This is a genomic window from Microbacterium sp. NIBRBAC000506063, from assembly GCF_017968845.1.
Lineage (GTDB): Bacteria > Actinomycetota > Actinomycetes > Actinomycetales > Microbacteriaceae > Microbacterium.
Genome location: NZ_CP072876.1, coordinates 701,963 through 725,366 on the forward strand (window position 1 = coordinate 701,963; position 23,404 = coordinate 725,366).

Below are 23,404 nucleotides of genomic sequence, written 5' to 3' on the forward strand. Positions count from 1 at the left end.
CCATGCACCGCTGAGAAACCGCCCCCGGATCCGTAACGTTATTGCAACGCCGAGGTGAGGCGGGCGAGGTTGTCGAGGACGGTCGAGCGCAGCGGCTGCTGCTTCCACTCCTCGAGCGTCAGCTCGCGACTGGTCGCCCGGTACTGGTCCTCGACCCCGCGCACCTCTTCGACGAACTCGCGTCCGCGCACGAGCATCGAGATCTCCAGGTTCAGGCCGAAGGAGCGCATGTCCATGTTGCTCGAGCCGATCACCGCGATCTCGTCGTCGATCGAGAGCGTCTTGGTGTGCAGGATGTACGGGCGCTGATACAGCCAGATGCGCACCCCCGCCTTCAGCAGCACCTCGTAGTAGCTGCGCTGCGCGTGGTAGACCATCGCCTGGTCGCCCTCTTCGGAGACGAACAGCTCCACCTGCACGCCCCGGTCGCAGGCCGAGGTGACCGCCAGCAGCAGCGCCTCGTCGGGGACGAAGTAGGGGCTGACCATCATGATCTTGTGCTGCGCGGCGTACAGCAGCGTGAGGAAGAGGCGCAGGTTGTTCTCGACCCTGAAGCCGGGTCCGGAGGGCACGATCTGGCAGTCCAGGTCGCCCGTGCCGCTCTCGATGGCGGTGAGGTCGAGCTCGTCGACGAGCCGCTCATCGGTCTCGCTGAACCAGTCGCTCAGGAACACCGCGTTCACGCTCGCCACCACCGGCCCGTCCAGGCGCACCATGAGATCGACCCAGTGCAGGCCGCGCTTGATGTTCTTGGGCAGGTTGTAGCTGGAGTCGGTCACGTTCTGCGAGCCGAGGAAGGCGACCTTCCCGTCGACGACGAGGAGCTTGCGGTGGTTGCGCAGGTCGGGGCGCTGCATCTTCCCCTTGAGCGGCTGCACGGGAAGCATCAGGTGCCAGTCCGCCCCCATCGCGGTCAGTCGCTGGATCGTGTGGGAGTAGCGCGGCTTCCACCGGTTCGCCCAGTGGTCCAGGAGCACGCGCACCTTCACTCCCCGGGCCGCGGCATCCGCCATCGCCTGGAAGAAGTTCTCGGTCGCGGCATCCGACTGGAGGATGTAGAACTCCACATGGACGTAGTGCTCCGCCGCGCGGATGGCATCGGCCATCGCGTCCAGCGACTCCTGATAGTCGGAGATGAGGTGCGCGCCGTTGTCGCCGGAGAGCGGCATGGCGCCCAGGTGCTGGTTCATCGAGACGAGCGACTGGAACCAGGGCGCCGCGTTCGGGCGCAGCGTGCCGAAGTGCAGGCTCTCGCTCGTCGCGGCGATGCTCTCGTTGATCAGCTCCTGCTTGCGGCGGCGGTGCCGAGGCAGCCGCGGGTTCCCGATGAGGAGGAAGAGGAAGACGCCGAGGAAGGGGATGAAGAAGATCGCCAGCAGCCAGGCCATGGCCGCCGTCGGGCGACGGTTGCGCGGCACGATGATGATCGCGGCCACGCGAATGGCGATGTCGACCACGAGGACGGCGATGGCGATCCATCCCGTCGGCCCGTCACCGAACATGCATCCCCGATCAGTCGCGCACGCGCGCATCTGCACCCACCCTAGCGGCAGGTGGGGACGCGACCGGACCCGGGCTCAGGACGTGCGCGGGGGCAGACCCCGGCGAGCGCGCTCCTGCTCCTCGATCTCGGAGTACACGCGGCGTTCGGTGCGGTCGAAGCGAATGATGCCGCGGAGGATCATGACGAACAGGGAGAACACCACGATCGTCGGCAGGATGCCCCAGAAGATCGCGACCCAGATGTTGTCCATGCCCTCCATGGTACGCGGTGTTCCTGCAGAAGATCTGCGTCATCCTTTTCTGCACGAACCCACTCTCAGGACCGGTTGCGCACACCGCCCGTGCCCGCCCGCGACGGGAGAGTTCCGAGCGGATGCCGGTTCCGCGATTCTCGGGGCATGACCACCATCGTTCGCGTGACCCGCCCCGCCGAGCTCCTCGGCCTCATCCCGGCCCTGGCCGGCTTCACCCCGCGCCGCAGTCTCGTGCTGCTGCCCTTCGAGGGCTCCCGCGCGCACAGCGCCCTGCGTCTGGATCTTCCGCACTCGGGCATCGACCCGCACGAGTACGTCGCGCAGGCGATCGCGCTCCTGTGCCGGATTCCCGAGGCGGATGCCGTCGCGATCGCCGTCTACGACGAGGCCGCTCTCGACGAGACACCGCTCCCCTGGTCCGGGCTCGTCGACGCCCTGGTCGACCGGGCCGAGGCCTGCGAGCTCGGCGTCGTGGAGGCGCTGTGCGTGGGGCCCGACGCCTGGGCGAGCTTCCTCGACGACCCCGGCCTGCGGCATCCGCTCGCCGAGATAGAGGCGGCGCCCGTCGTCCCCGGGATCGGAGACGTCAGCGGCGACCAGTCCGACGGCGTGGCGCTGCCGGAGGTCGACGCGGCCGAGCGGGAGCGGGTCGCGCAGGCGGTGGAGGCGTTCGCCCCCGCGGTCGATGCACGGGCGGACGGCGCGTCGTTCTCCGGCGACCGCCTGCATCCGAAGGCGATCGACGCCACGGGCCTCGTCGACGACGTGCCCGAGTTCTTCGAGAGGATCCTGGAGAGTCCGGAGAGACTCGAGCCGTTCGAGACCGCCGCGATGGCCTGGTGCCTGAATCGGCCGCTCCTGCGGGATGTCGCACTCGTGCAGTGGGCCCGCAACCGCAAGCAGGGAGCACTCGCCCTCGGCGCGCAGATCGCCTACATCGACCAGGACGTCTCCGCGCCCGACGCCCTCGGCCGCATCCTCGTCGGCGGCGGTCGCCGCCCCGATCCCGACCGTCTGCGCATCGCGCTCTCACTCGTGCGCGGCGTCGCCGCTCGCGTTCCCGAGGCCGCACGGGTCGGCCCGCTCGTGGCCGCCGCCTGGCTGTCGTGGGCGCTGGGCCGCTCGACGCACGCGAGCGCGTACATCGCGCAGGCGCAGGAGATCGACCCGGATCACTCGATGGCCGCCCTCATCCAGGCGATGCTCGTTCGCGGGCTGCTGCCCGAGTGGGTGTTCGACCGGCGACGGGGCAGCGCGAGGTGAGGACGGCCGTCCGGCTACTTGACGAGAGGGAAGAGGATCGTCTCGCGGATGCCGAGACCCGTGATCGCCATGAGCAGCCGGTCGATGCCCATGCCCATGCCGCCGGTCGGGGGCATGCCGTGCTCGAGCGCGCGCAGGAACTCCTCGTCGACGCGCATCGCCTCGACATCGCCCTTGGCGGCGAGCTTGGCCTGCTCGACGAAGCGCTCCCGCTGGATGACCGGGTCGACGAGCTCGGAGTAGCCGGTGGCCAGCTCGAAGCCGCGCACGTACAGGTCCCACTTCTCCACGACGCCCTCGATGGAACGGTGCTCGCGCACGAGCGGGCTCGTGTCGAGGGGAAGTCCATGACGAAGGTCGGGCGTGTGAGACCGGGCTTGACGAAGTGCTCCCAGAGCTCCTCGACGAGCTTTCCGTGGATCGGATGCGGCGGCACCTCGACCCCCTCGGCGCCTGCGAGCGCGACGAGATCCTCGAAGGGCGTCTCCGGCGTGATCTCACGCCCGGCGGCATCCGACAGCGAGCCGTACATCGAGATCCGGTCCCACTGGCCGCCCAGGTCGTACTCGGTGCCGTCGGCCCAGGTCACCCGCGTCGAGCCCGACACGGCGACGGCGGCGTTCTGGATGAGCTCCTGGGTGAGGTCGGCGATGCCGTTGTAGTCGGTGTAGGCCTGGTAGGCCTCGAGCATCGCGAACTCGGGGCTGTGCGTGGAGTCGGCGCCCTCGTTGCGGAAGTTGCGGTTGATCTCGAACACCCGCTCGATGCCGCCGACGACGGCGCGCTTGAGGTACAGCTCGGGCGCGATACGCAGGTACAGCTCGGTGTCGAAGGCGTTGGAGTGGGTGATGAACGGGCGCGCCGAGGCGCCGCCGTGCTGCACCTGCAGCATCGGGGTCTCGACCTCGAGGAAGCCGTGTCCGGCGAAGGTGTCGCGCAGGCTCTGATTGACCTTCGCGCGGGCGACGACGGTCTCGCGGGCGCGATCGCGCACGATCAGGTCGAGGAAGCGGCTGCGCACGCGGCTCTCTTCGCTGAGCTCGGCGTAGACGTTCGGCAGCGGCAGGATGGCCTTCGACGCGATCTGCCACTCGGTGACCATGATCGACAGCTCGCCGCGGCGACTGGAGATCACCTCGCCCTTGACGAAGACATGGTCGCCGAGGTCGACGAGCTCCTTCCACTCCGCGAGCGACTCCTCGCCGACGGCCGCCAGCGACACCATCGCCTGGATGCGCGAGCCGTCGCCGGCCTGGAGCGAGGCGAAGCAGAGCTTGCCGGTGTTGCGGCTGAAGACCACGCGGCCGGCGATTCCGGCGATGACGCCGGTCTGGGTGTCGGGTTCCAACTCGCCGTACTCGGCGCGCAGCGCCGAGATCGCGTGCGTCACCGGCACGCTCACCGGGAAGGCGCCGCCGGCGGCATCCGACCGCTTCTCGATGAGACGCTCGCGCTTGGCCAGGCGCACGGCCTTCTGCTCGATGACGTCGCCTGCGGGGTCGTCGGATGCGGTGGTGTTGCTGGGCGCGGCGGACGCGTCGTTCATTCGGGCTCCTCGGAAGTCTCGGACAGTTTACCGGCGCTTGCTCAGACTCCGCCGCGAGCAGGGTGGGTAGCCTCGACGTTATGAGTGCTCGCCTCCGCCGCCTCCTGCTCGCGCTTCTCGGTGTCCTCGCGGTCGTGCTCGTTCCCGCGGGCGCGGCGAGCGCGAACGTCGATGCCTTCTCCTACGCCTCCTGGTCCTCGGAGTACGTCGTCACCGTCGACGACGACGGGCGCTCCCACGTTCGCGTGACCGAGACGCTCGTGGCGCGGTTCCCGGAGGTCGATCAGAACCGCGGCATCGTGCGCGGACTCGAGGAGCGTTACCTGGGTGCGAGCCTGCACACCACCGTCGAGTCGGTGACCGACGAGAACGGCGCACCGGTCCCCTACGAGACCCGGAGCGAGGACGGCACCCTCTACCTGCTGCTCGGCGACGACCGGTATCAGTACGGCCTGACCACCTATGTCATCGAGTACACGATGCGCGACGTGATCATCCGAGCGACCGAGAGCGGCAACGACGAGTTCTACTGGAACCTGCTGCCCCCGCGCAGCACCCAGCCCATCGAGCGATTCGACGCCGCCATCACCCTTTCCCCGAGCTCGGCGCGCTCCTGACCGGCGACTCCGCCTGCTATCAGGGCTACGCCGGATCCACCGATCGCTGCGACCTCGGCCAGGAGTCCCTCGCCGACGGCGGGACGCGCTTCGCGGTGTCGGGCGAAGCACTCCCGCCCGGCTACGGCTTCACCGTCGCGATCGGCCTCACCCCGGGCGTCGTCGCCCAGCCCTCGGCGCGCCTGCCGAATCCCCTCACCGACGTCGTGCCGTTCGTGCTCATCAGCGCAGGTGCGATCACCGCGGGCGGCGCGGGGATCGCACTGGCCTCGTTCCGCCGCCGCAAGCGCGTCGCCACCGGCATCGTGATCGCGCAGTACGACGTCCCCGACCGGCTGCCCCGCTGCTCGCCGCCGCGATCTACCCGGGAGCCCGCGATGTCATCCCCGCCGCGATCGTGCATCTGGCCGTTCGCGGCGTGCTGCGCATCGAGGAGACCGAGGGCAAGAAGAACAAGAAGCGCCCGCAGCTGCGGCTGCTGGATGCGCAGCGGATCCCCGATCCCCTCGACGGTCAGATGCGTGACACGCTCTTCTCCGGTTCCGCCCCCGGCGAGACGGTGACGATCCCCCAGCACGACGAGAAGTTCGCCCAGCGCATGACGGCGCTGCAGACCTCCGCCGCCTCGGAGGCGACCGAGCGGAACCTCATGACCCGCGAGCGCAGCGACACCGCGCGGATCTTCTTCTGGGTGACGCTGGGGCTCGTGGCCGTCGCGATGATCCTCGCTCTGGTGGGACTCCTGAGCGGACGCGAGGTCGGCTTCGTCGCGATCATCGTGAGCCTGGTGCTCGGGACGGTCACGACCGTGATCGCCGCCGTCTGCGCCGCCCGGCACCGCGTCCACACCCGGGCCGGGGCCGAGGCTCACGAGTACCTGGAGGGTGTGCGCGAGTTCATCCGCGTGGCCGAGGCCGACAGGCTCCGGATGCTGCAGTCCGCGCACGGCGCCGAGCGCTACCGGGAGGGCAGTGCCGAGATCGTGCACCTCTACGAACGGCTCCTCCCCTACGCGATGCTGTTCGGCGAGGAGAAGACCTGGGGACGCGTGCTGGAGGTCGCCTACGACACCTCCCGGAGCCAGCCGAACTGGATCGCCGGCTACACGGCGATGCACTTCAGCTCGCAGCTGTCGTCCTTCTCCTCGAACACCCAGGCGTCGTCGACCTACACCACGGCCAGCAGCAGCGGCGGATCCACCGGTGGAGGGTTCTCCGGCGGAGGCGGCGGCGGCGGATTCTCCGGCGGGCGCTGACGACGTCGCTCACCGCAGACGGTCGATGACCGCCCGCAGCCCCGCACGGTACTGCAGCGTGAACTGGTAGTTGCCGTGCGTGGCGACCTCCCACAGGTAGCTGCGCGGGTCGCTCTCCGTCGCACCCCGGTCGACGGGGTTGCCGGCCCCGTCGTCGCTGCTGGAGTCGCGGTAGCCGAAGATCGGGAACCCCAGGTGGTCGGTGCGGCGCCACAGACTCACCCACGCCGGCGGTTCGCCCTCACCTCCGCTCAACACCTCCCGCAGACCGGGGCCGTAGTGCGGCAAGAAGTCGTCGGCCTCCGGCGGGGTGCCCGCGGCATCCGATCTCACCTGCTCGAGCCAGGGGTCGGCGCCGAAGAGCGCCGGGGCGCGCGTCGGCCGGACGCCGAGCACGTCGGGTCCGAGCACATCGGGGAAGAACCGGGAGAAGTACGGACGCAGCTGCACGCCGTAGGTGACCAGTCCCACGCGGCCGCGGGCGGGAATCGGCGCGTGGTCGTCGATGCCGGTGTTGTTGACGATCGCGAACATCGCCGCCGTCGCGAGCACACCGCCCATCGAGTGCGCCGACAGCACGACCTTGCGGTTCGGGGTGCGCCGGCCCTCCGGGCCGCGCAGCCACTCGAGGGTGTGCGTGCCGATCTCGGGGACCACCCGCTCGCCATAACAGGGCGGGGCGAAGGGATGTCCCGCCCGCGGCAGGAAGCAGAGCAGATCCCACAGCACCCCGATCGGACGCTCCTTGCTCGAGGCGGCGTTGGCGACGACGACCCCGACAGCGGCCGTGGCGATCGCGACCATGACCACCAGCACCGTGCTCATGAGCGCGGCGGAGCCGGGCGGGGCGAGGATGAGATCGGCCCGGAGGATGCCGAGGAGCACGATCCCGGTGATCGCGGTGATGGATGCGGCCGCGAGCACGCCGACGAGCGGCTCGGCGCGATGGGCGAGGGCGGCGAAGCGACGCGCGGTCAGCACCTGGCGGTCGCGGGCGTCCGCCGGAGCCGCGATCCGTGCGGGCCGCCCGGTGTAGGCCGCGGCGGGGAGCCGGACGGCGTCGAAGACGCGGCGACGGACGCCGGCATCCGCGGGGAACGCGATCGTCGGCGTGCTCAGCAGCACGAACCGCGACAGCCCTGCGACCGCGGCGGCGAGGCCGACGAGGAGGACGATGGCGAGGATGACGAGCACCGCGAGACCGAAGGCGCCGTAGACCGGCGGCACGATCAGCTCGTCGGGCAGGACCACGGCATCCGTCGCCTCGGTCACCTCGCCCGCGTCGAAGAGGCGCCAGTTGCCCTCGACGGTCGAGCGATCGATAGGGGGCGTCAGCAGTGCCCGCACGCCGAGCACGAGCATGCAGGTCAGCAGCAGCGCCGAGGTGAGCGAGAGGGTGAGCACCACCGTCCCGCCGAAGCCGCGCCAGCCCTCGAAGCGAGCCCGGTCGCGGGTCTGTGCACGTACGAGCGCCGAGCCGATGTACAGAGCGAGCACGAGCAGACCGACCGAGATCCCCCATCCGAAGGTCCACGGCCCTCCGCTGCGGCGCCCCCGCGCAGCTCGACGACACCGCCGACGGTGATGAGCGCCATGGCCAGGAGCGGGATGACCCCGAACCAGCCGCCCGCGGCGAGTGCCGCCACCACAGTGCCGCGATGCACGCCACCATCATGAGCGAGACGAGCGCCGTCGGGACGACGAACAGCCCCAGGAACACCTCCACGTCGGGAGCGGGTGCGGCCGGCTCCCGGGTGGAGTCGGCGACGGTCTTGATCGCGTAGGCCACGAAGGCCGCGATCGCCAGCAGGAGCACGGCAGCCCCGCGATGCGTCCGGCGCGGATCCAGCCGAGCGACCGCGCCGTCGGCACGGCGGTGAAGAAGGTCGCGACCATGAGGACGCCGACGGCGACGCCGAAGAGCGCGGCCTCGAACGGCGAGGCGGCGAGCACGGCGCCCACGGCGCATCCGTCGTCCCCCGCCGCGACGAAGCTCTGCAGGTCGTGGCAGCGCGCGTCGACCGCGAAGATGCGGTCCCAGGTCAACAGCCCCAGAAGCAGCGCCACGACCGCGGCGATGTGCAGGCGCTCCGTCGTCGGGCCCACGCGGACGCTGGACCAGAAGCCGGGGGTCGCCAGCAGCGGCGGCTCGCGCTCCTCCTCGTGCTCCTCGGCGACCTGACGGCGCGACCGCAGGCGGGAGCGCGGCTGCGGCTCCCCAGTCCGAGCGGCGAACAGCTCGGCATCGCCGAGCTGGTGTGCCGCCCAATTGCGGGCGCCGGCCTCATAGCGCACCCGCGCACGACGCGTGATGAGGTAGACGAGCAGCACGACGGCGAGCGGGAGGAGGCTGAGGATGAGCAGGCGCAGGGGCCGGCCCTCCGGCGTCGTCGGAAGCATCTGGAAGACCGCGGGCAGCCGCGCGCACATCGCTGCTCCCGGTAGCACTGGGTACCGATGAAGTCGAGGGCGACGGAGGCGAGCGCCGAGGTGAGCAGCAGCGTCAGTCCCAGCGCGAAGAGCCGGATCGTGCTGGAGCCGGCACCGCCGAGCCACTCGCGCCCCGCGGCGGCCTGGGTACGGGTGATGCGCCGTGTCCAGTAGGCCGCGTTGCACAGCCCGAAGGGCAGGGTCAGCAGCCAGCCGATCTGCACGAGGATCGCCACGACGACCGCGCCGGCCGTCGCCCCGGAGCGCGCCATGTTGCCCCAGGAGTAGGCCTCGGTCCGGATGCGGGGATCGTCGTCGGTGCGTACGAGCGGGGTGTCCTCGCTCGGCGGCGACGGCGGGTTCTTGTAGCGCCAGAAGCCGCCGAGATCGTCGTGGCCGGCGCTGACGATCTCGTCACGCGTGACCCCGAGCACCTTCTCGGGCGGGGCGTTCGCGATGCCGTGGATGCGCAGCTCAAGGACATGAGGCTCCACCTTGCCGCCCATAGCGACCCCCTCGCCGGCCATCCACTTCCCCGCGGGAGGCCTGCCGAATCCGGTGGCGCCAGGGTAGCGCTGCCGATCGCGGCGCGTCTATACCCTGTCGTCGCGCATCCGCGCACCCGACTCCGACGGGCGGCCGCGTCTCGCGGGGAAGCGGGCAGCGACGAGATCAGTCGGCGGGGGAGTCAGGGGAGGCGAGGCCTCGCGCAGCGCGCGCTCGACGCTGGACTGCACGAGCGCCGAGAGGAAGCCGCCGGGGTTCTCGACCCCGATCCCCGCAGGAGCGAGGTCGCCTGCGCGATGATCGACCGCGAGAACTCGGATGCCGTCGCCACCGCCTCCGCGTACGCGGCCCGGTCATCCTCGCCGATCACGACCGGCTCGCAGCCGAGCTCCACCGCCAGCGCCTGCGCGATCGGGAGCACGGGCGCCGGTGCGCTCACGCCCGCGAAGGACGCGGGGAGCTGGCGCAGATCCATCGAGGTGCCGGTGAAGGTGATCGCCGGGTGCACCGCGAGCGGGATCGCCCCGGCCCGTTGCGCGGGCTCGAGCACGTCGATGCCGTAGGCAGGGTCGGTGTGGAGAACGAGCTGCCCGAGCTGCCAGGCACCGATCTCGGCGAGCCCGGCGACGAGCCCCGGAAGCTCGGCGTGCGGCACGGCGACCACGACCAGTTCGCTGCGGCGGAGGATCTCCTGCGGGTCGAGCACCGGTACGCCGGGGAGCACCGCCGAAGCACGCTCGTCGTCCGAGCCGCTCGTGATGCCGGTGAGGGCGTGCCCTGCTCCGGCGAGCGCCGCGCCGATCACGGGGCCGACCCTGCCCGCACCGATGATGCCGACGCCGAGGCGTCCGTCGCGGGTCACGCCGGTGGCTTCCCTTCTGCGTCGCCGAGCGCACCCCGGTCGCTGAGCCCGTCGACGCGCCCGGAGTCCGCCGGAGTGTCGGGCCCTTCGACGAGCTCAGGGACCGTCGGGTCGAGCTCCGGAGTCGACGGGTTCGGAGTCGGAGTCGACGGGTCCGGCTCCGGCGGCGCGTCCGCCGCATCCGACAGCGCCGCCGCTTCCGCCTCCTGCGCCGCCCGGGTCTCCTCCAGCACCTCCGCCCAGCGGTGGCTGACGTCCTTGCCGGCGGCGACGGCCGCACGGCCGCTCACCTCGTCGAGGAGCGCGAGCAGCGGCTCGCGGTCGATGCCGACGACCTCGCCCGAGATCGGGCCGGCGATGGTGTGCGCCTTCGCCCAGCCGACCGCCTGCGTGCGGTCGATCGGACCCTGCGCGATCGAGATGCCCTGCAGCCGGGCGAGCGGGAACACGGCGACCTTCCGCCAGATGCGCCCGCGGCGCAGCAACAGCGCGTAGTCGGTGAGCACGTAACCGTGGCGGCGCCACGAGAGCGGGCGGCGCCATCCGGCACCCTTGCGGATCGTGCGGTAGGGATCGCCATCGACCGGACCCTCGATGCCGTGCTCGTAGACGAGGGCATATCCTCTGCGGGCAGGTCCGGCAGCATGACGCGCACGACGCGCACCACGTCTTCGGCCAGCCCGACGGGCAGCGCGATGTTGAACTGCTGCTGCGAGGTGCTCGCCTGCTGGGTGGCGCTCGCACCGGTGAGCCGGTTGATCCGCACGGACCACCAGCCGAAGGGGCGCCACAGCAGCGGCTGGGTGATCTCCAAGGCGTGCACGCGACCCGGCGGCAGCGTCTCGGTCACGGTCGTGAACAGGCCGTAGGTCGTGCGCACGCCGTCGACGGTCGGTGCGATCGAGTAGCGCAGCGAGCGCGAGATGAGACCCCATGTGACCGCGACGAAGGCGATCAGGAGCGGGATCGCGACACCGACCGCGGTGACGATCGACCCGAACACGCGCTCCGGCCCCTCGCCGAAGATCAGCGGCAACAGGGTGACCACCGCGGCGGCGATCACCGCGATGACGAACCACGGCGCGATGTTCAGAAGCTGGGAGCCGACGAGGCGCCCCGCGGGGATCTTCACGAGCGACTCGGGAGCGACATCCGCGGTGTCGACGCCCTCGATGAGGCCGGTGATGCCCTCATTGACGGCGCCGGTCACCCGCTGGGCAGCCGTGGCATCCGGGGACGCTTCGCCGCGGGCGATGCGCTTGGCGAGGCGCGCGCCCGAGGCCAGGCGCAGAATGTCGGCGCGGACCTGCTCCGACAGCGAGGTCGACAAGTACTCCAGCGCGACGTTCGCGTCGGTGCCCGCACCGACGACCTCGAGCTTGGCCATGCCGATCAGACGCGCGAGGAAGGGGCGGGTGAGGTTCACGCCCTGCACGCGATCCAGCGGCGCGCGCCGGTGCGTGCGGAAGAGGATGCCCTTGCGCACCTCGACGTGCTCCTCGGTGATGCGGAACGTGTGGAACCGCCAGACGACGTAGAACACCGCACAGATCACGACGATGGCCCCGAGCGCGATGAGGCTGCCCGTGACGATCATGTTGTTGCTGATCAGCCAGTCGATCGGGTCGGCCTCGTAGTCGTTGTAGTCGTCGTAGTCGGCCCCGGGCACGGTGACGTCGATCACCCATCCGACGATGCGGTCGCGCATGTTCGAGATGATGATGCCCGCCACGATCAGCAGGACGATGCCGCCCTTCAGCAGCGGCGTGAGCGGATGCATGCGGTGCCACTCGCCGTCGGCGACCGACGAGCTGCCGCCGGCGGCGATGGTCGCCGCAACGTCGGCGGGCGGCACCTCGCTCGGCGCGACGCCCTCGGGTATGACGGAGTCGGATGCCGCAGCATCCGGGATCACGCCCTGGGGGTTCTCGGGAACGGGCTGCTCCGGCGTGGTCACAGGCCGGTCCGGCGGGTCTCGGCGACATCGATGAGGGTGTCGCGCAGGTCCTCCGCCGCCTCCTGCCGGAGACCGGGAATCTGCACCCCGGTCGTCGCGGCGGCCGTGACCATCTTCAGCTGGGCGATCCCGAAGGCCCGGTCGAGCGGGCCGTGGGTGATGTCGACGAGCTGCATGCGGCCGTAGGGGACGGCGACGATGCGCTGCCAGAGGATCCCTTGCGGAAGACGACGTCATCGGAACGCAGCATGTAGCCGATCGCGCGCGCCTGGCGCGGCAGGATGATCACCGTGAACAGCAGGATCGCGAAGAAGACCCCGCCCGGGATCCACGCCCAGGTCTGATCGAACACCAGCACCGCGACGAGCACCGCCGCGACCAGCAGGGCGATCGTGATCCCGTACTGCAGCAGCTGCGAGACGACGTAGCGCGGCGAGATCTGGTGCCAGGAGCCGTCGAGGGCGAGCCGGTGCGGGGAGCGCGGCTCCTTGACGACCGCATAGGTCCCCTCGTCAAGCACGGAGTCAGCGTGCGGGGCCTGCTCCTCGTTCGGAGTCGTCGGGCTGTCGGTCATCAGGATCCTTCGGCAGTGTGCACAGTTGCTCGGCGACCAGGGCGGCCCCGGCCAGCACCGCGGCGCTGGCCATGAGGGCGACGATCACCGCCATCGAGCCTACCTGCGGCATGACCGGACGGGACAGGAGGAACAGGGCGAGCCCCAGACCGAAGCCGGCCAGCAATGCGCCCAGCAGGCTCGCCGCACGGGCGAGCATCGCCACGCGCACGGCGCGGAACGGGTCGATGCCCGTGCCGTTGCGCACCGCTCGCCGCACGGGCCAGGCCGCCGCGACGACGCCCGCCGCCAGCAGCACGAGCATGATCGGCAGCAGCGTCGACGGCACGAAGGTCGGACGCGCCATGATCGTCAGCACGTAGTCGAGGAGGAAACCCGCCACCGCGCCGGCTCCCGCCAGCAGGACAAGGGTGAGGGGCGAGGTGCGGGTCACTCGACGGCTTCGCGTAGACCCGCCACGAGATCGGCGACGCGTCCGGCCCGGGCAGCACCGCGTCGGGATCGAGCGCGAGCCACGGCTCGAGCACGAAGAGGCGCTCGGCGGCCCGCGGATGCGGCAGGAGGAGGAGCGGATCGTCGGATGCCGCATCCCCGTAGGCGATGAGATCGAGGTCGAGCGTGCGGTCGCCCCAGCGCTCGCGCCTCTCGCGGCCGTGCTCCTCCTCGATCGCATGGAGGAGTCCGAGCAGCACCTGCGGCGCCAGGCGCGTCGTCACGATCGCGACGGCGTTGACGTAGCCGGGTGCGTCGGGGTCGGGGCCGTCCAGGCGCACGGCGACCGTCTCGAAGAGCGCGGACAGCCGCACCTCGTCGACGAGAGGGAGCCGGCCGATGCGCTCGGCGGCGCGGGTGATGGTCTCGTGCCGGTCGCCCAGGTTCGAGCCGAAGGCGATGACGGCGCGGGTGGCGTCCTTACCGGGCCGGGGATCGGGCACGGGGAACGGCTGGGCGAGGTCGCGGCTCATCCGCGGCTCCGTTCGATCGTGACGGAGACGTCGGAGAAGGTCAGCGGGATCGGGGCGTGCGGCTTGTGCACCGTCACGATCACGCTGCCGACACGGGCGTCGGCGAGGGCGACGGCCGCGATGCGCTCGGCGAGCGTCTCGATGAGGTTCACCGGCTCCCCGCGACGACGGCGGCGACGGATTCGGCGAGTTCACCGTAGTGGACCGTGTCTTCCACGTCGTCGGATGCCGCGGCATCCGCCAGCGACAGGCGCAGTCGCAGGTCGATCGTGAACTCCTGGCCCTCCTCGCGCTCGTGGGCGTAGACGCCGTGCCGGCCGAAGACGGTGAGCCCGGTCAGGGTGATCTCGTCGCTCATCCCCTAGGGTACGCGCGGCCGCCGACGCCGGGCCCGCATCCCTCCCCTCCGACTCCTCGGCACCTCTTGTCGCTGTGCAGCATCGCCACCCGACGACTGCTGTCGAGTACTTGCCCGCATCTCTGAAGTCCTCGACAGCTGCTGTCGCCGGATGGCGCTCGACGCGACAAGGGATGTCGAGGACTTCCCGTCGTCGGACAGCTCCCCGTGCCCCTGTCGGGGCGCGAGGGGGTCAGCCGTCCCAGGCCGCGACGACGGCGAGCGCGTCGCGGGTCGCGGCGACGTCGTGCACGCGCACGGCCCAGGCACCGGCACGGGCGGCGAGCGCGCTCGTCACGGCCGTGGCGAGGTCGCGGCGCGCCTCGTCGACCTCGACGTCGGATGCCGCGGCCAGCGTCTCGCGCAGGAAGCCCTTGCGCGAGGTGCCGACGAGCACGCGCGAGCCGAGCGCGATGACGTCGTCGAGGCCGCGCAGCACCTCCCAGTTCTGGGCGCCGGTCTTGGCGAACCCGATGCCGGGGTCGAGGATGATGCGGGCCGGGGCGATGCCGGCGGCCGCGGCGGTGGCCACGCGCTCCTGCAGCTCGGCGGCGACCTCACGGGAGGGCCGCGCATACTCGGCGCGGGCGTACATGTCGTCGGAGGGGCCCCGCCAGTGCCCGATGACGTAGTCGGCACCGGTTCCGGCGACGGCCGCCAGCATGTCGTCGTCGGCGAGTCCGCCGGAGACGTCGTTGACGATGCGGGCGCCGGCGGCGACGGCGGCCACCGCGGTCGAGGCGTTCAGGGTGTCGATGCTCACGGGTGCGCCCTCGGCGGCGAGTCCCGCGACGACGTCGAGCACGCGCCGCTGCTCCTCGTCGGCGCCGATGCGCACGGCGCCCGGGCGCGTCGACTCCCCGCCCACGTCGAGCACCGCGGCGCCGTCGCGGCGCAGCGACAGGCCGTGCGCGATCGCGCGGGAGGGGTCGAGGAATCGCCCACCGTCGCTGAACGAGTCGGGGGTGACGTTGACGATCCCCCAGATCCCGGTCATTCGCCGCTTCCCTGCGGTGTGCAGGAGACCCCGCGCCGTCTGCAGGAGCAACCCGCCGAATCGGCCGTGACACACCGCACATCCCCGCCGCCTGAGCGCGACGCTCCTGCACCACGCGACGCCGCTCCTGCACTACGCGCGCGCATCACGGGTCGCTCCGGCCGATCAGGGTGATGAGCTCGGCCCGGGCGACCGGCTCCGTGTACTCCCCGCGCGCGGCGATCGTGAGCGTCGACGCCTCGGGCTGACGACCCCCGCGCATGGTCACGCAGCCGTGCGTGGCGTCGAGCACGACGAGCACCCGCGGGTGTCGAGGTTCTCGGCGATCGTGTCGGCGATCTGCTCGCCCAGGCGCTCCTGCACCTGGGGGCGCGCGGCGAGCGTCTCCACGACGCGCACGAGCGAGCCGAGACCGACGACCTGCTCACCGGGGAGGTAGGCGATGTGGGCATGCCCCGCGAAGGGCAGGAGGTGGTGCTCGCACACCGAGCGGAACCGGATGTCGCGCAGCAGCACCGCCCCGAGGGCAGGGTCTCGGGGGCCGGCCCGCGTGCCACGCTGATCGTGCGGGCGAGGGGCTCTGCGGCATCCGATCCGACTCCTGCGAAGTACTCCGCGTAGAGGTCGGCGACGCGCGCCGGGGTCTGCCGGAGCCCGGGGCGGTCGGGGTCCTCTCCGATCGCCTCGAGCAGTTCTCGCGTGAGCGCCGCGACGCGCTCCCTGTCGACCGTCATGGTCAGGCCGGCGCCGGCCGCGCGTGCCCTCCGGCGCCGGCTGCGCCGGGCTCCTGGGCGGGGCGGATGCGGCCGCCTCCTCGCTGGCGGCGATGCCCTCCTGCTCGGCGACGATGCGCCGGGGCACCTCCACCGGCGGGCGCAGCGACACCGGGCGGTCCTCGCTGGAGAGCCACTGCGGGCGTTCGGGGAGCTTCTTCACGTCGGTGAAGATCTCGGCCACGCGGTTGTGATCGAGGGTCTCCTCCTCCAGGAGGGCGAGCGCGAGGCGGTCGAGGATGTCGCGGTTCTCGCTGATCACCTGATAGGCCTCGTTGTGCGCCTGCTCGATGAGACCGCGCACCTCGGTGTCGACCCGCTCGGCGATCGTCTCGGAGTACTCGCGGCCACGCCCCATATCGCGTCCGGCGAAGGGCTCGCCGCCCTCGGAGCCCAGCTTGACGGGGCCGAGCTCGGTGGTCATGCCGTACTCGATGACCATCTTGCGGGCGATGCTCGTCGCCTTCTCGATGTCGTTGGAGGCGCCGGTGGTGGGGTCGTGGAAGACGATCTCCTCGGCGACACGGCCACCCATCGCGTAGGCGAGCTGGTCCTGCAGCTCGTTGCGGGTGACGGAGTACTTGTCGTCCAGCGGCATGACCATCGTGTAGCCGAGGGCCTTGCCGCGCGGGAGGATCGTGATCTTGGTGACCGGGTCGGTGTGGTTCATCGCCGCCGCGGCGAGCGCGTGCCCGCCCTCGTGGTAGGCGGTGATGAGCTTCTCGCGATCCTTCATGACGCGGGTGCGCCGCTGCGGGCCGGCGATGACGCGGTCGATGGCCTCGTCGAGCGCACGGTTGTCGATGAGCTGGGCGTTGGAGCGGGCCGTGAGGAGGGCGGCCTCGTTGAGGACGTTCGCCAGGTCGGCACCCGTGAAGCCGGGGGTCTTGCGGGCCACGACCTCAAGATCGACGCCCTGGGAGAGCGGCTTTCCGCGGCTGTGCACCTCGAGGATCTTCTGGCGCCCCTTCAGGTCGGGGGCGTCGACGCCGATCTGGCGGTCGAAGCGACCCGGGCGCAGGAGTGCGGGGTCGAGGATATCGGGGCGGTTCGTCGCCGCGATGACGATGACGTTCGCCTTGGGGTCGAACCCATCCATCTCCACGAGCATCTGGTTCAGCGTCTGCTCGCGCTCGTCGTTGCCGCCGCCCATGCCGGCGCCGCGGTGGCGGCCGACGGCGTCGATCTCGTCGATGAAGATGATGGCGGGGGCGTTCTCCTTCGCCTGCGTGAACAGGTCGCGCACGCGGCTGGCGCCGACGCCGACGAACATCTCCACGAAGTCGGAGCCCGAGATCGAGTAGAAGGGGCGCCGGCCTCGCCGGCGACGGCGCGCGCGAGGAGGGTCTTACCGGTTCCCGGCGGGCCGTACAGCAGCACGCCCTTGGGATGCGCGCGCCGATGGCCTGGAACTTGGTCGGATCGGCGAGGAACTCCTTGATCTCGTGGAGCTCCTCGATCGCCTCGTCGGCGCCGGCGACGTCCGCGAAGGTCACCGTCGGGGTCTCCTTGGAGACGAGCTTGGCCTTGGACTTGCCGAACTGCATGACCTTTCCGCCGCCGCCCTGCATCGACGAGAGCAGCCACCAGAACAGCAGACCCAGCAGCAGCAGCGGGATGAGAAGCGAAAGGATGCCGCCGAAGAATGAGGGCTGAGGCACCACATCGTCGAAGCCCTCTTCCGGCTCGGCCGCGGCGACCGCATCCGCCACCTCCTGCGCACGGGCCTCGACGTAGTAGAACTGCACGCTCGAGCTGCCCTCGAAGTCCTCGGACAGCTCCAGGTCGACGCGCTGATCGCCGTCGGTGGTGACGGCCTTGGTGACGGTGTCGCCGCGGAGGAGCTCAAGACCCTGCTGGGTCGTGATGCTGCTGGGGGCTCCGAGATTGGAGACCAGCAGGAACCCGGACAGCAGCAGTGCGCCGATCAGCAGCACATAGATCAGCGGGTTCTTGAAGAGCTTCCTCATAATGTGACTCAGCGTATCGCGGGGCCGCTGTGGCCGCGCTGGGATTCGCCGACGGCGTATCGGCGCCCCCGAGCGCGAACCTCCGGTCCCTGAGCTTGTCGAAGGGCCCGGAATCGGATACCGCGACTACGCGTAGACGTGCGGCGCCAGCACCGCGACGTCGCGGAGGTTGCGGTAGCGCTCGTCGTAGTCGAGTCCGTAGCCGACGACGAAGTCGGTAGGGATGTCGAAGCCGACGTACTTACTGTCGATCTCGACCTTGGCGGCCTCGGGCTTGCGCAGCAGCGCCAGCACCTCGATGGACTCGGCGCCGCGGGACTCGAAGTTCTCCAGCAGCCAGCTCAGCGTCAGACCCGAGTCGATGATGTCTTCGACGATGAGCACGTGCTTGCCCTGCAGGGGGTGTCCAGGTCCTTGCGGATCTGCACGACGCCGCTGGACTTCGTGCTCGCGCCATAGCTGGACACGGCCATCCAGTCCATCGACACGTGCATCGGCAGCGCCCGGATGAAGTCGGCCATGACCATGACGGCGCCCTTGAGCACCCCGACCAGGAGGAGGTCCTTGCCGGCGTAATCCTCGGCGACCCGCGCGGCGAGCTCGTCGAGCTTCGCGCGGATCTCCTCCTCGGTCACGAGAACGGTGGTCAGGTCATCCTGGATGTCCGCAGCACGCATAGGACGATGGTACGCGACCGCGCGATTCAGTAATGTGAGCCGCAGGGACCAGGGCACGGGCCCTGGCAGACGGGAGGGCCGGACATGGCCATTGACGACATTCTCAAGCAGGTTCCGGTCGACGAGATCGCGAGCAAGCTCGGCGTCTCGCCGGAGGTCGCACGACAGGCGATCGAGCAGGGCGGCGGCGCTCTGCTCGGCGGACTCGCCAACAACGCCCAGAGCGCAGAGGGGTCCGCCGCGATCCAGAAGGCGCTCAGCAAGCACGAAGGTTTCCACGGTGCGGCATCCGTTGATGAGATCGACGAGGCGGACGGCAAGAAGATCGTCAAGCACGTCTTCGGCGACAAGGAGCAGGATGTCGCCAAGGCGCTCAACAGCTCCGACAAGACCGCCGGCGGCATCGACTTCGCCAAGCTTCTCCCGATCCTGGCCCGATCGTGATGGGTCTGATCGCCAACAACGCCAAGTCGACACCGGCGGCGGCCGAGTCGTCGAGCGGCGGCGGTATCGGCGACGTCATCGGCGGACTCCTCGGCGGAGGCGGCGGAGGCGGTGCCTCCGGCGGCATCGGCGACGTGATCGGCGGGCTCCTCGGTGGCGGCGGAAGCGGCTCCGGCGGCGGCCTGGACATCGGCGGCCTGCTGGGCGGCATCCTCGGCGGCGGCAAGAAGTAGCGGAAGCGGGCTCTCCCTCCCGGTCGTCGAGCTTGTCGAAACGCCCGGAACCTCCAGCGTGAGCGGGTCCATCCCTCCCGGTCGTTGAGCGAGGCATCGCGCAGCGATCCCGAGACGAAACGTGGTGACCTCGCTGTCTCCGGTCGTTGAGCCTGTCGAAACGCCCGGAGAGACCGCAGCAACAGTCGCCTACCGCGCCGCGAACACGATCTGCCCGGCCCGGCGCTCGGCCGTACACCCGGGCAGGTCGATCGGGCCCTGTCCCGACCAGTCGGTGACCAGGCGCGCGACCTCAAGCGTCTGCACGCGGCTCAGAGAAGCACCGAACTCGCTGGCGACGACGTGCCGGATGATCCGGTTCCGCAGCGCCGCCGGGTTCGCCGCGAGCGCGGCGACGCTGACCGCGATCCCCGCCTCGGCGTGCTCGACGATGTCTTCGATCGTCTCGGCGATCATGTCGTCGAACGCTTCCGCATCTTCGCGCAGCTGATCCGCGGTGCGCGCGAGCGCCTCGGCGACCCGGGGACCGAGCTCGGCCTCCAGCACCGGCAGCACCTGCTGCCGCACGCGCACCCGCGCGTAGCGGTCGTCGAGGTTGTGCGGGTCGTCCCAGGGCTCGAGGTCGGATGCCGCGCAGCACTCCCGCGTCGTCTCCCGACGCACACCGAGCAGCGGCCGCAGCCAGACCACCCCATCATCGCGCGATGCGGCCATGCCCTGCAGGCTTCCGGCGCCCGAGCCGCGGGCGAGGCCGAGCAGCACGGTCTCGGCCTGATCGTCGAGCGTGTGTCCGAGCAGCACCGCCGCGACGCCCTCCTCTTCGGCGACGGCGCGCAGCGCCGCGTACCGCGCCTCGCGGGCGGCAGCCTCCGGCCCGCCCTCTGCGCCCACGTCGACCCGCGTCACCCGTGAGCGGATGCCGAGCGATGCCGCCTGCGCGGCCGCGCGCTCTGCGGCATCCGATGATCCCTCCTGCAGCCCGTGGTCGACGGTGAGGCTCACCACCTCCAGCCCGCGCGAGCGCGCCTCGAAGGCGGTCGCCGCCGCGAGCGCGAGGGAATCGGCACCGCCGGAGAGCGCGACGAGCACGCGCGCGGCATCCACCGGCAGGGCGGACAGCGCCTGACGCACGGCGAGGCGGACTTCGGCGACGGCGGGGACAAAGGTCGATCGGCCACACTTCACCGTAGCGTTAGGCTAGTGCGCGGATTCGTTCCCGTTCACCGAGGAGACACACATGGGCGCATACGACGCCGTCATCGAGATCCCGCGCGGCAGCCGCGTCAAGTACGAGGTCGACCACGGCACCGGTCGGGTGTTCCTCGACCGCATCCTGTACACGACCTTCGGCTACCCGACCAACTACGGGTTCTTCGAGAACACCCTCGGCGAGGACGGCGACCCGCTCGACGTGCTCGTGCTGCTGGACTTCGACCTCTCCCCGGTGTGCTCGCCAAGGTGCGCCCGGTCGGCGTGCTGAAGATGAGCGACGAGGCCGGCGGAGACGACAAGCTCGTCGCCGTGCTGGCGAAGGACCCGCGCTGGGACCACATCCAGGATGTCGACGACATCCCGAGTACACGAAGAAGGAGATCGCGCACTTCTTCGAGCACTACAAGGACCTCGAGCCCGGCAAGTGGGTCAAGGTCGACGAGTGGGCTGACGCCGCCGAGGCCGAGCGCCTGGTCGACGAGGCGTTCGCGCGCTTCGCCGAGCACGAGGGCCAGACGGCCACGCAGGGCGAAGGCGTCGCGCCGAACTCGCTCTGACCCGCCGGCTCAATCGATGGTCTGATCGGATGCCGCGACGGCGGCCCGGTCAGACCGAGACGCCGCGCCCGCGCAGGAAGGTCGCGGGGTTGACCGTGGCGCCGTTGACGTACACCTCGAAGTGGAGGTGGCAGCCGAAGGAGTTGCCGGTGTCGCCGGCGTAGGCGATGCGCTGGCCGGCAGAGACCTGCTGGCCGTGGCCGACGAGGTATCCGCCGGGCGGATGTGCGCATAGCCGGTAGCGATGCCGCCTCCGTGCTGGATGCGGATGTAGTTGCCGTAGCCGCCGTTGTAGAAGGCCGCGTCGACCGTGCCGGATGCCGCGGCGTAGATGTAGGCGCCGCATCCGTTCGCGAAGTCGATCCCGCGGTGATTCGACGAGGAGCAGTAGCCGTTGGTGCACTTGCTCGTGCGGGACCGAACCACGACGAGATGTAGCCGCCATGTGGGCGCGCCCAGCCGCTGCCGCCGACCTGGCCGCCGGCGCCGCCACTTCCGCCGCCGCTGCTTCCGCCGCCACCGCCGTTGTTGTTCTTCGCGGCTTCTTCTGCTCGGCGTGCGGCCTCTTCGGCTTCCTTGCGCCTGCGCTCCTCCTCCGCCTTGCGGCGGGCCTCCTCGCGGCGCTTGCGCTCGGCGACGCCCTCCTTGTAGGCGGCGATCGTCTTCGCAGTGTCGTCCTTGAGCGCGGCGAGCTGCGCTTCGAGCGTGCCCAGGTACGCGGTCTGCTCGTCGAGGGCCGCCTGGGCCGCCTCGGCCGCCCGCTGCGCCTCGACAAGCTTCTCTTCGGCGATCCGCTGCAGGCGGTCGCGTTCGTCGCGGGCGACGGCGGCCTGATCGCTGAGCTGCTGGCGGAGTTGCGAGCGGCGACGGCGGTGTCGTAGATGGACTGGTTGTGCTCGAGGAGCTTGTCCATCTGACCGAGCCGGGCCAGCAGATCGTCGGCGCCGGCGGCGGAGCCGGCGAAGAACAGTTCGAGGGAGGCGTCGTCGCCGCCGTTGCGGTACAGCTGCGAGGCGACCTGTCCGGCCTTGCGCGCGGAGTCCTCGGCGATCCCGGCCTGCGCGTCGGCCTGCTCCTGCAGCTGCGTCGCCTGCTCGGCGGCCTCGAAGAACGCCTGCTGCGCTTCGTAGTACTCGTTCGCCGCGCGCTCGGCGGCGGCGTTGGCCTCTTGGACGCGGTAGGCGAGCGCGCTGATCAGACCTTCGATGCGGGTGATCTCCCGGGCCTTGGCCGCCTCGTTCGCCCTGGCCTTCTCGACGTCGTCCCAGCTGGGGTAGGTGGCGGCGTGCGCCGCGGAGACCCCGGAGGTGAGACCGAAGGCGCCGAGAGCGGCAACGCCCAGGACACCCGCTGTCAGGGCGCTGCGGCGGCTCATCGCCATCTGCGGCCAGAGCGCGCGGGCCTCTGCGGGCGAGGGGCCGCAGCCGCACTCGTCCGGGCCTGCCTGCGCGGCATCCGACCGCACCTGCTCTGGGCTCACGCTTCCCCTCGGGCGATTTCACACCATTCACAGTAACAACATCAGTCACATTTGCAACAGGGTGCGTCGATCTGCGCATCGGATGTCGCACGCACGACGCTGTTTCCATGGTCCTCCTCCCTGCCTCGTTTGGGAAGGCACCGCGCCCTCGATTCGCAATTTCCCCGGTGCATCCCTTATGCTTGATCGTCGGCAAGAGAGTCCTCGCGGATCCTCTTCGGCCCATCGTTTAGCGGCCTAGGACGCCGCCCTTTCACGGCGGTAGCACGGGTTCGAATCCCGTTGGGGTCACGCAATCCGATACAATTTCATAGTTATGGCCCTGTAGCGCAGTTGGTTAGCGTGCCGCCCTGTCACGGCGGAGGTCGCGGGTTCAAGTCCCGTCAGGGTCGCTCCGAGCGACAGGCCCTTTTCTCGAAGAGGGCCTTTCGTCTCAGACGCGGCAACATAGCGTGCCGCGAGGCTCTGTAGCTCAGTTGGTAGAGCGCACGACTGAAAATCGTGAGGTCACGGGATCGACGCCCGTCGGAGCCACTGGACCCTCGTGTGGCTTCTACGCACGGGGTTTCTTCGTTTCTGCCGGCCGATGGTGTGGAGCGCAGCGGCCCTCGCCCCCACGCGTCCGCCCTCAGCTCGCCTCAACGCGGCCGTCAAGTGAACTCCACGAGGCCGGCGCGCGCCGCTGTCACGAGCACCTGCACCCGGTCACGGACCTGCCACTTCGACATGATGCTCCCCAGATGCGCCTTGACCGTTCCCTCCGAGACATGCATCGTGCGCGCCATCTCGGCATTGGACATCCCTGAGCCAGATGCCCCAGCACCTCGGTCTCACGATCGGTCAACATCTCGAGGCCGTTCGCATCGGGGGCGGGCTTGGCGTCGCGTACATGCTTGACGAGCATCGCGGCGATCCGCGGAGAGAGCGAACT

17 protein-coding genes, 3 tRNA genes and 12 pseudogenes are annotated in these 23,404 nt (G+C 70.5%); 10 read left to right on the top strand and 22 right to left on the bottom strand.

Annotated elements, in window-relative coordinates; genetic code table 11:
* Positions 1-38 precede the first annotated feature (38 nt).
* A complete protein-coding gene (gene cls / locus KAE78_RS03925) occupies positions 39-1,502 on the bottom strand; it encodes a cardiolipin synthase (protein ID WP_223171885.1) in 1,464 nt (487 codons plus the stop codon).
* Between the two features lie 75 nt (positions 1,503-1,577).
* Complete coding sequence (locus KAE78_RS03930; RefSeq protein ID WP_223171886.1) at positions 1,578-1,754, bottom strand: hypothetical protein; 177 nt, start codon at positions 1,752-1,754, stop codon at positions 1,578-1,580.
* Positions 1,755-1,901: 147 nt separating this feature from the next.
* On the opposite strand from KAE78_RS03930, the gene KAE78_RS03935 reads away from it, so the two are divergent.
* Positions 1,902-3,020 carry a DUF4192 family protein gene (locus KAE78_RS03935; protein WP_223171887.1) on the top strand — a complete coding sequence of 373 codons (1,119 nt, stop codon included), beginning with the start codon at positions 1,902-1,904 and terminating at the stop codon, positions 3,018-3,020.
* 14 nt (positions 3,021-3,034) lie between these two features.
* Here KAE78_RS03935 and lysS read toward each other — a convergent pair.
* Positions 3,035-4,566, bottom strand: a pseudogene (gene lysS, locus KAE78_RS03940) (lysine--tRNA ligase).
* 80 nt (positions 4,567-4,646) lie between these two features.
* Here lysS and KAE78_RS03945 point away from each other — a divergent pair.
* Both KAE78_RS03945 and KAE78_RS03950 read left to right on the top strand, forming a co-directional pair.
* The gene (locus tag KAE78_RS03945; protein ID WP_223171888.1) at positions 4,647-5,183 is read left to right on the top strand and encodes a DUF2207 domain-containing protein; all 537 of its coding nucleotides are present in this window, start codon (positions 4,647-4,649) and stop codon (positions 5,181-5,183) included.
* A gap of 394 nt (positions 5,184-5,577) precedes the next feature.
* On the top strand, positions 5,578-6,438 hold the full coding sequence (locus tag KAE78_RS03950; RefSeq protein ID WP_411156014.1) for a DUF2207 family protein: 861 nt from the start codon (positions 5,578-5,580) through the stop codon (positions 6,436-6,438).
* Between the two features lie 9 nt (positions 6,439-6,447).
* On the opposite strand, the gene KAE78_RS03955 is transcribed toward KAE78_RS03950, so the two are convergent.
* The 14 genes and pseudogenes from KAE78_RS03955 to ftsH form a co-directional block, all read right to left on the bottom strand.
* Positions 6,448-7,935 (bottom strand): hypothetical protein, encoded by a 1,488-nt coding sequence (locus tag KAE78_RS03955; RefSeq protein ID WP_223171889.1) that lies wholly within the window; start codon positions 7,933-7,935, stop codon positions 6,448-6,450.
* A gap of 174 nt (positions 7,936-8,109) precedes the next feature.
* Positions 8,110-8,505 (bottom strand): hypothetical protein, encoded by a 396-nt coding sequence (locus KAE78_RS03960; RefSeq protein ID WP_223171890.1) that lies wholly within the window; start codon positions 8,503-8,505, stop codon positions 8,110-8,112.
* Positions 8,481-9,374: a hypothetical protein gene (locus KAE78_RS03965; protein ID WP_223171891.1), complete on the bottom strand. Its 894-nt coding sequence runs from the start codon at positions 9,372-9,374 to the stop codon at positions 8,481-8,483. Before KAE78_RS03965 ends, KAE78_RS03960 begins: the two co-directional genes overlap by 25 nt.
* An 87-nt stretch (positions 9,375-9,461) precedes the next feature.
* A pseudogene (locus KAE78_RS03970) lies at positions 9,462-10,237 on the bottom strand (DUF2520 domain-containing protein).
* A complete protein-coding gene (locus KAE78_RS03975; RefSeq protein ID WP_223172538.1) occupies positions 10,234-10,527 on the bottom strand; it encodes a hypothetical protein in 294 nt (97 codons plus the stop codon). Before KAE78_RS03975 ends, KAE78_RS03970 begins: the two are co-directional and overlap by 4 nt.
* A 120-nt stretch (positions 10,528-10,647) precedes the next feature.
* Positions 10,648-11,172: pseudogene (locus KAE78_RS03980) on the bottom strand (PH domain-containing protein); the annotation flags it as partial.
* 422 nt (positions 11,173-11,594) lie between these two features.
* Positions 11,595-12,017 (bottom strand): annotated as a pseudogene (locus tag KAE78_RS18345) (PH domain-containing protein); the annotation flags it as partial.
* 173 nt (positions 12,018-12,190) lie between these two features.
* Positions 12,191-12,768 (bottom strand): annotated as a pseudogene (locus KAE78_RS03990) (PH domain-containing protein).
* Positions 12,719-13,201 carry a DUF3180 family protein gene (locus KAE78_RS03995; RefSeq protein ID WP_223171892.1) on the bottom strand — a complete coding sequence of 161 codons (483 nt, stop codon included), beginning with the start codon at positions 13,199-13,201 and terminating at the stop codon, positions 12,719-12,721. Before KAE78_RS03995 ends, KAE78_RS03990 begins: the two are co-directional and overlap by 50 nt.
* A pseudogene (gene folK / locus KAE78_RS04000) lies at positions 13,198-13,733 on the bottom strand (2-amino-4-hydroxy-6-hydroxymethyldihydropteridine diphosphokinase). Before folK ends, KAE78_RS03995 begins: the two are co-directional and overlap by 4 nt.
* Positions 13,730-14,091 (bottom strand): annotated as a pseudogene (gene folB, locus KAE78_RS04005) (dihydroneopterin aldolase). The pseudogenes folK and folB overlap by 4 nt, the downstream one beginning before the upstream one ends.
* Before the next feature lie 232 nt (positions 14,092-14,323).
* On the bottom strand, positions 14,324-15,127 hold the full coding sequence (folP, locus tag KAE78_RS04010; RefSeq protein WP_223171893.1) for a dihydropteroate synthase: 804 nt from the start codon (positions 15,125-15,127) through the stop codon (positions 14,324-14,326).
* Between the two features lie 145 nt (positions 15,128-15,272).
* Positions 15,273-15,861 (bottom strand): annotated as a pseudogene (gene folE / locus KAE78_RS04015) (GTP cyclohydrolase I).
* Positions 15,862-16,132: 271 nt separating this feature from the next.
* Positions 16,133-17,280: pseudogene (gene ftsH / locus KAE78_RS19385) on the bottom strand (ATP-dependent zinc metalloprotease FtsH); the annotation flags it as partial.
* A gap of 65 nt (positions 17,281-17,345) precedes the next feature.
* Here ftsH and KAE78_RS19390 point away from each other — a divergent pair.
* Positions 17,346-17,549 carry a hypothetical protein gene (locus KAE78_RS19390; RefSeq protein ID WP_411156030.1) on the top strand — a complete coding sequence of 68 codons (204 nt, stop codon included), beginning with the start codon at positions 17,346-17,348 and terminating at the stop codon, positions 17,547-17,549.
* Positions 17,550-17,996: 447 nt separating this feature from the next.
* Here the strand turns inward: KAE78_RS19390 and hpt are convergent.
* Positions 17,997-18,547 (bottom strand): annotated as a pseudogene (gene hpt / locus KAE78_RS04025) (hypoxanthine phosphoribosyltransferase).
* An 84-nt stretch (positions 18,548-18,631) separates the two neighbouring features.
* On the opposite strand from hpt, the gene KAE78_RS04030 reads away from it, so the two are divergent.
* Together KAE78_RS04030 and KAE78_RS04035 are read left to right on the top strand one after the other, a co-directional pair.
* Positions 18,632-18,991, top strand: a complete 360-nt coding sequence (locus KAE78_RS04030; protein ID WP_223171894.1) for a DUF937 domain-containing protein — start codon at positions 18,632-18,634, stop codon at positions 18,989-18,991.
* Positions 18,988-19,224: a hypothetical protein gene (locus tag KAE78_RS04035; RefSeq protein WP_223171895.1), complete on the top strand. Its 237-nt coding sequence runs from the start codon at positions 18,988-18,990 to the stop codon at positions 19,222-19,224. Before KAE78_RS04030 ends, KAE78_RS04035 begins: the two co-directional genes overlap by 4 nt.
* A gap of 189 nt (positions 19,225-19,413) precedes the next feature.
* Here KAE78_RS04035 and tilS read toward each other — a convergent pair whose 3' ends face one another.
* Positions 19,414-20,409 (bottom strand): tRNA lysidine(34) synthetase TilS, encoded by a 996-nt coding sequence (tilS, locus tag KAE78_RS04040; RefSeq protein ID WP_223171896.1) that lies wholly within the window; start codon positions 20,407-20,409, stop codon positions 19,414-19,416.
* Between the two features lie 52 nt (positions 20,410-20,461).
* Here tilS and ppa point away from each other — a divergent pair.
* Positions 20,462-20,993, top strand: a pseudogene (gene ppa, locus KAE78_RS04045) (inorganic diphosphatase).
* A 49-nt stretch (positions 20,994-21,042) separates the two neighbouring features.
* Here the strand turns inward: ppa and KAE78_RS18355 are convergent.
* Together KAE78_RS18355 and KAE78_RS19395 are read right to left on the bottom strand one after the other, a co-directional pair.
* Positions 21,043-21,339 (bottom strand): M23 family metallopeptidase, encoded by a 297-nt coding sequence (locus tag KAE78_RS18355; RefSeq protein ID WP_411156015.1) that lies wholly within the window; start codon positions 21,337-21,339, stop codon positions 21,043-21,045.
* Positions 21,270-21,419 (bottom strand): annotated as a pseudogene (locus tag KAE78_RS19395) (M23 family metallopeptidase); the annotation flags it as partial. The gene KAE78_RS18355 and the pseudogene KAE78_RS19395, both read right to left, overlap by 70 nt.
* Before the next feature lie 1,273 nt (positions 21,420-22,692).
* On the opposite strand from KAE78_RS19395, the gene KAE78_RS04055 reads away from it, so the two are divergent.
* The 3 genes from KAE78_RS04055 to KAE78_RS04065 all read left to right on the top strand — a co-directional run bounded on the left by KAE78_RS04055 (position 22,693) and on the right by KAE78_RS04065 (position 23,007).
* Positions 22,693-22,764: transfer RNA gene (locus tag KAE78_RS04055), tRNA-Glu, on the top strand.
* Positions 22,765-22,791: 27 nt separating this feature from the next.
* A tRNA-Asp gene (locus KAE78_RS04060) sits at positions 22,792-22,865 on the top strand.
* Positions 22,866-22,934: 69 nt separating this feature from the next.
* A tRNA-Phe gene (locus tag KAE78_RS04065) sits at positions 22,935-23,007 on the top strand.
* 116 nt (positions 23,008-23,123) lie between these two features.
* Here the strand turns inward: KAE78_RS04065 and KAE78_RS04070 are convergent.
* A complete protein-coding gene (locus KAE78_RS04070; RefSeq protein ID WP_223171897.1) occupies positions 23,124-23,273 on the bottom strand; it encodes a response regulator transcription factor in 150 nt (49 codons plus the stop codon).
* Positions 23,274-23,404 lie beyond the last annotated feature (131 nt).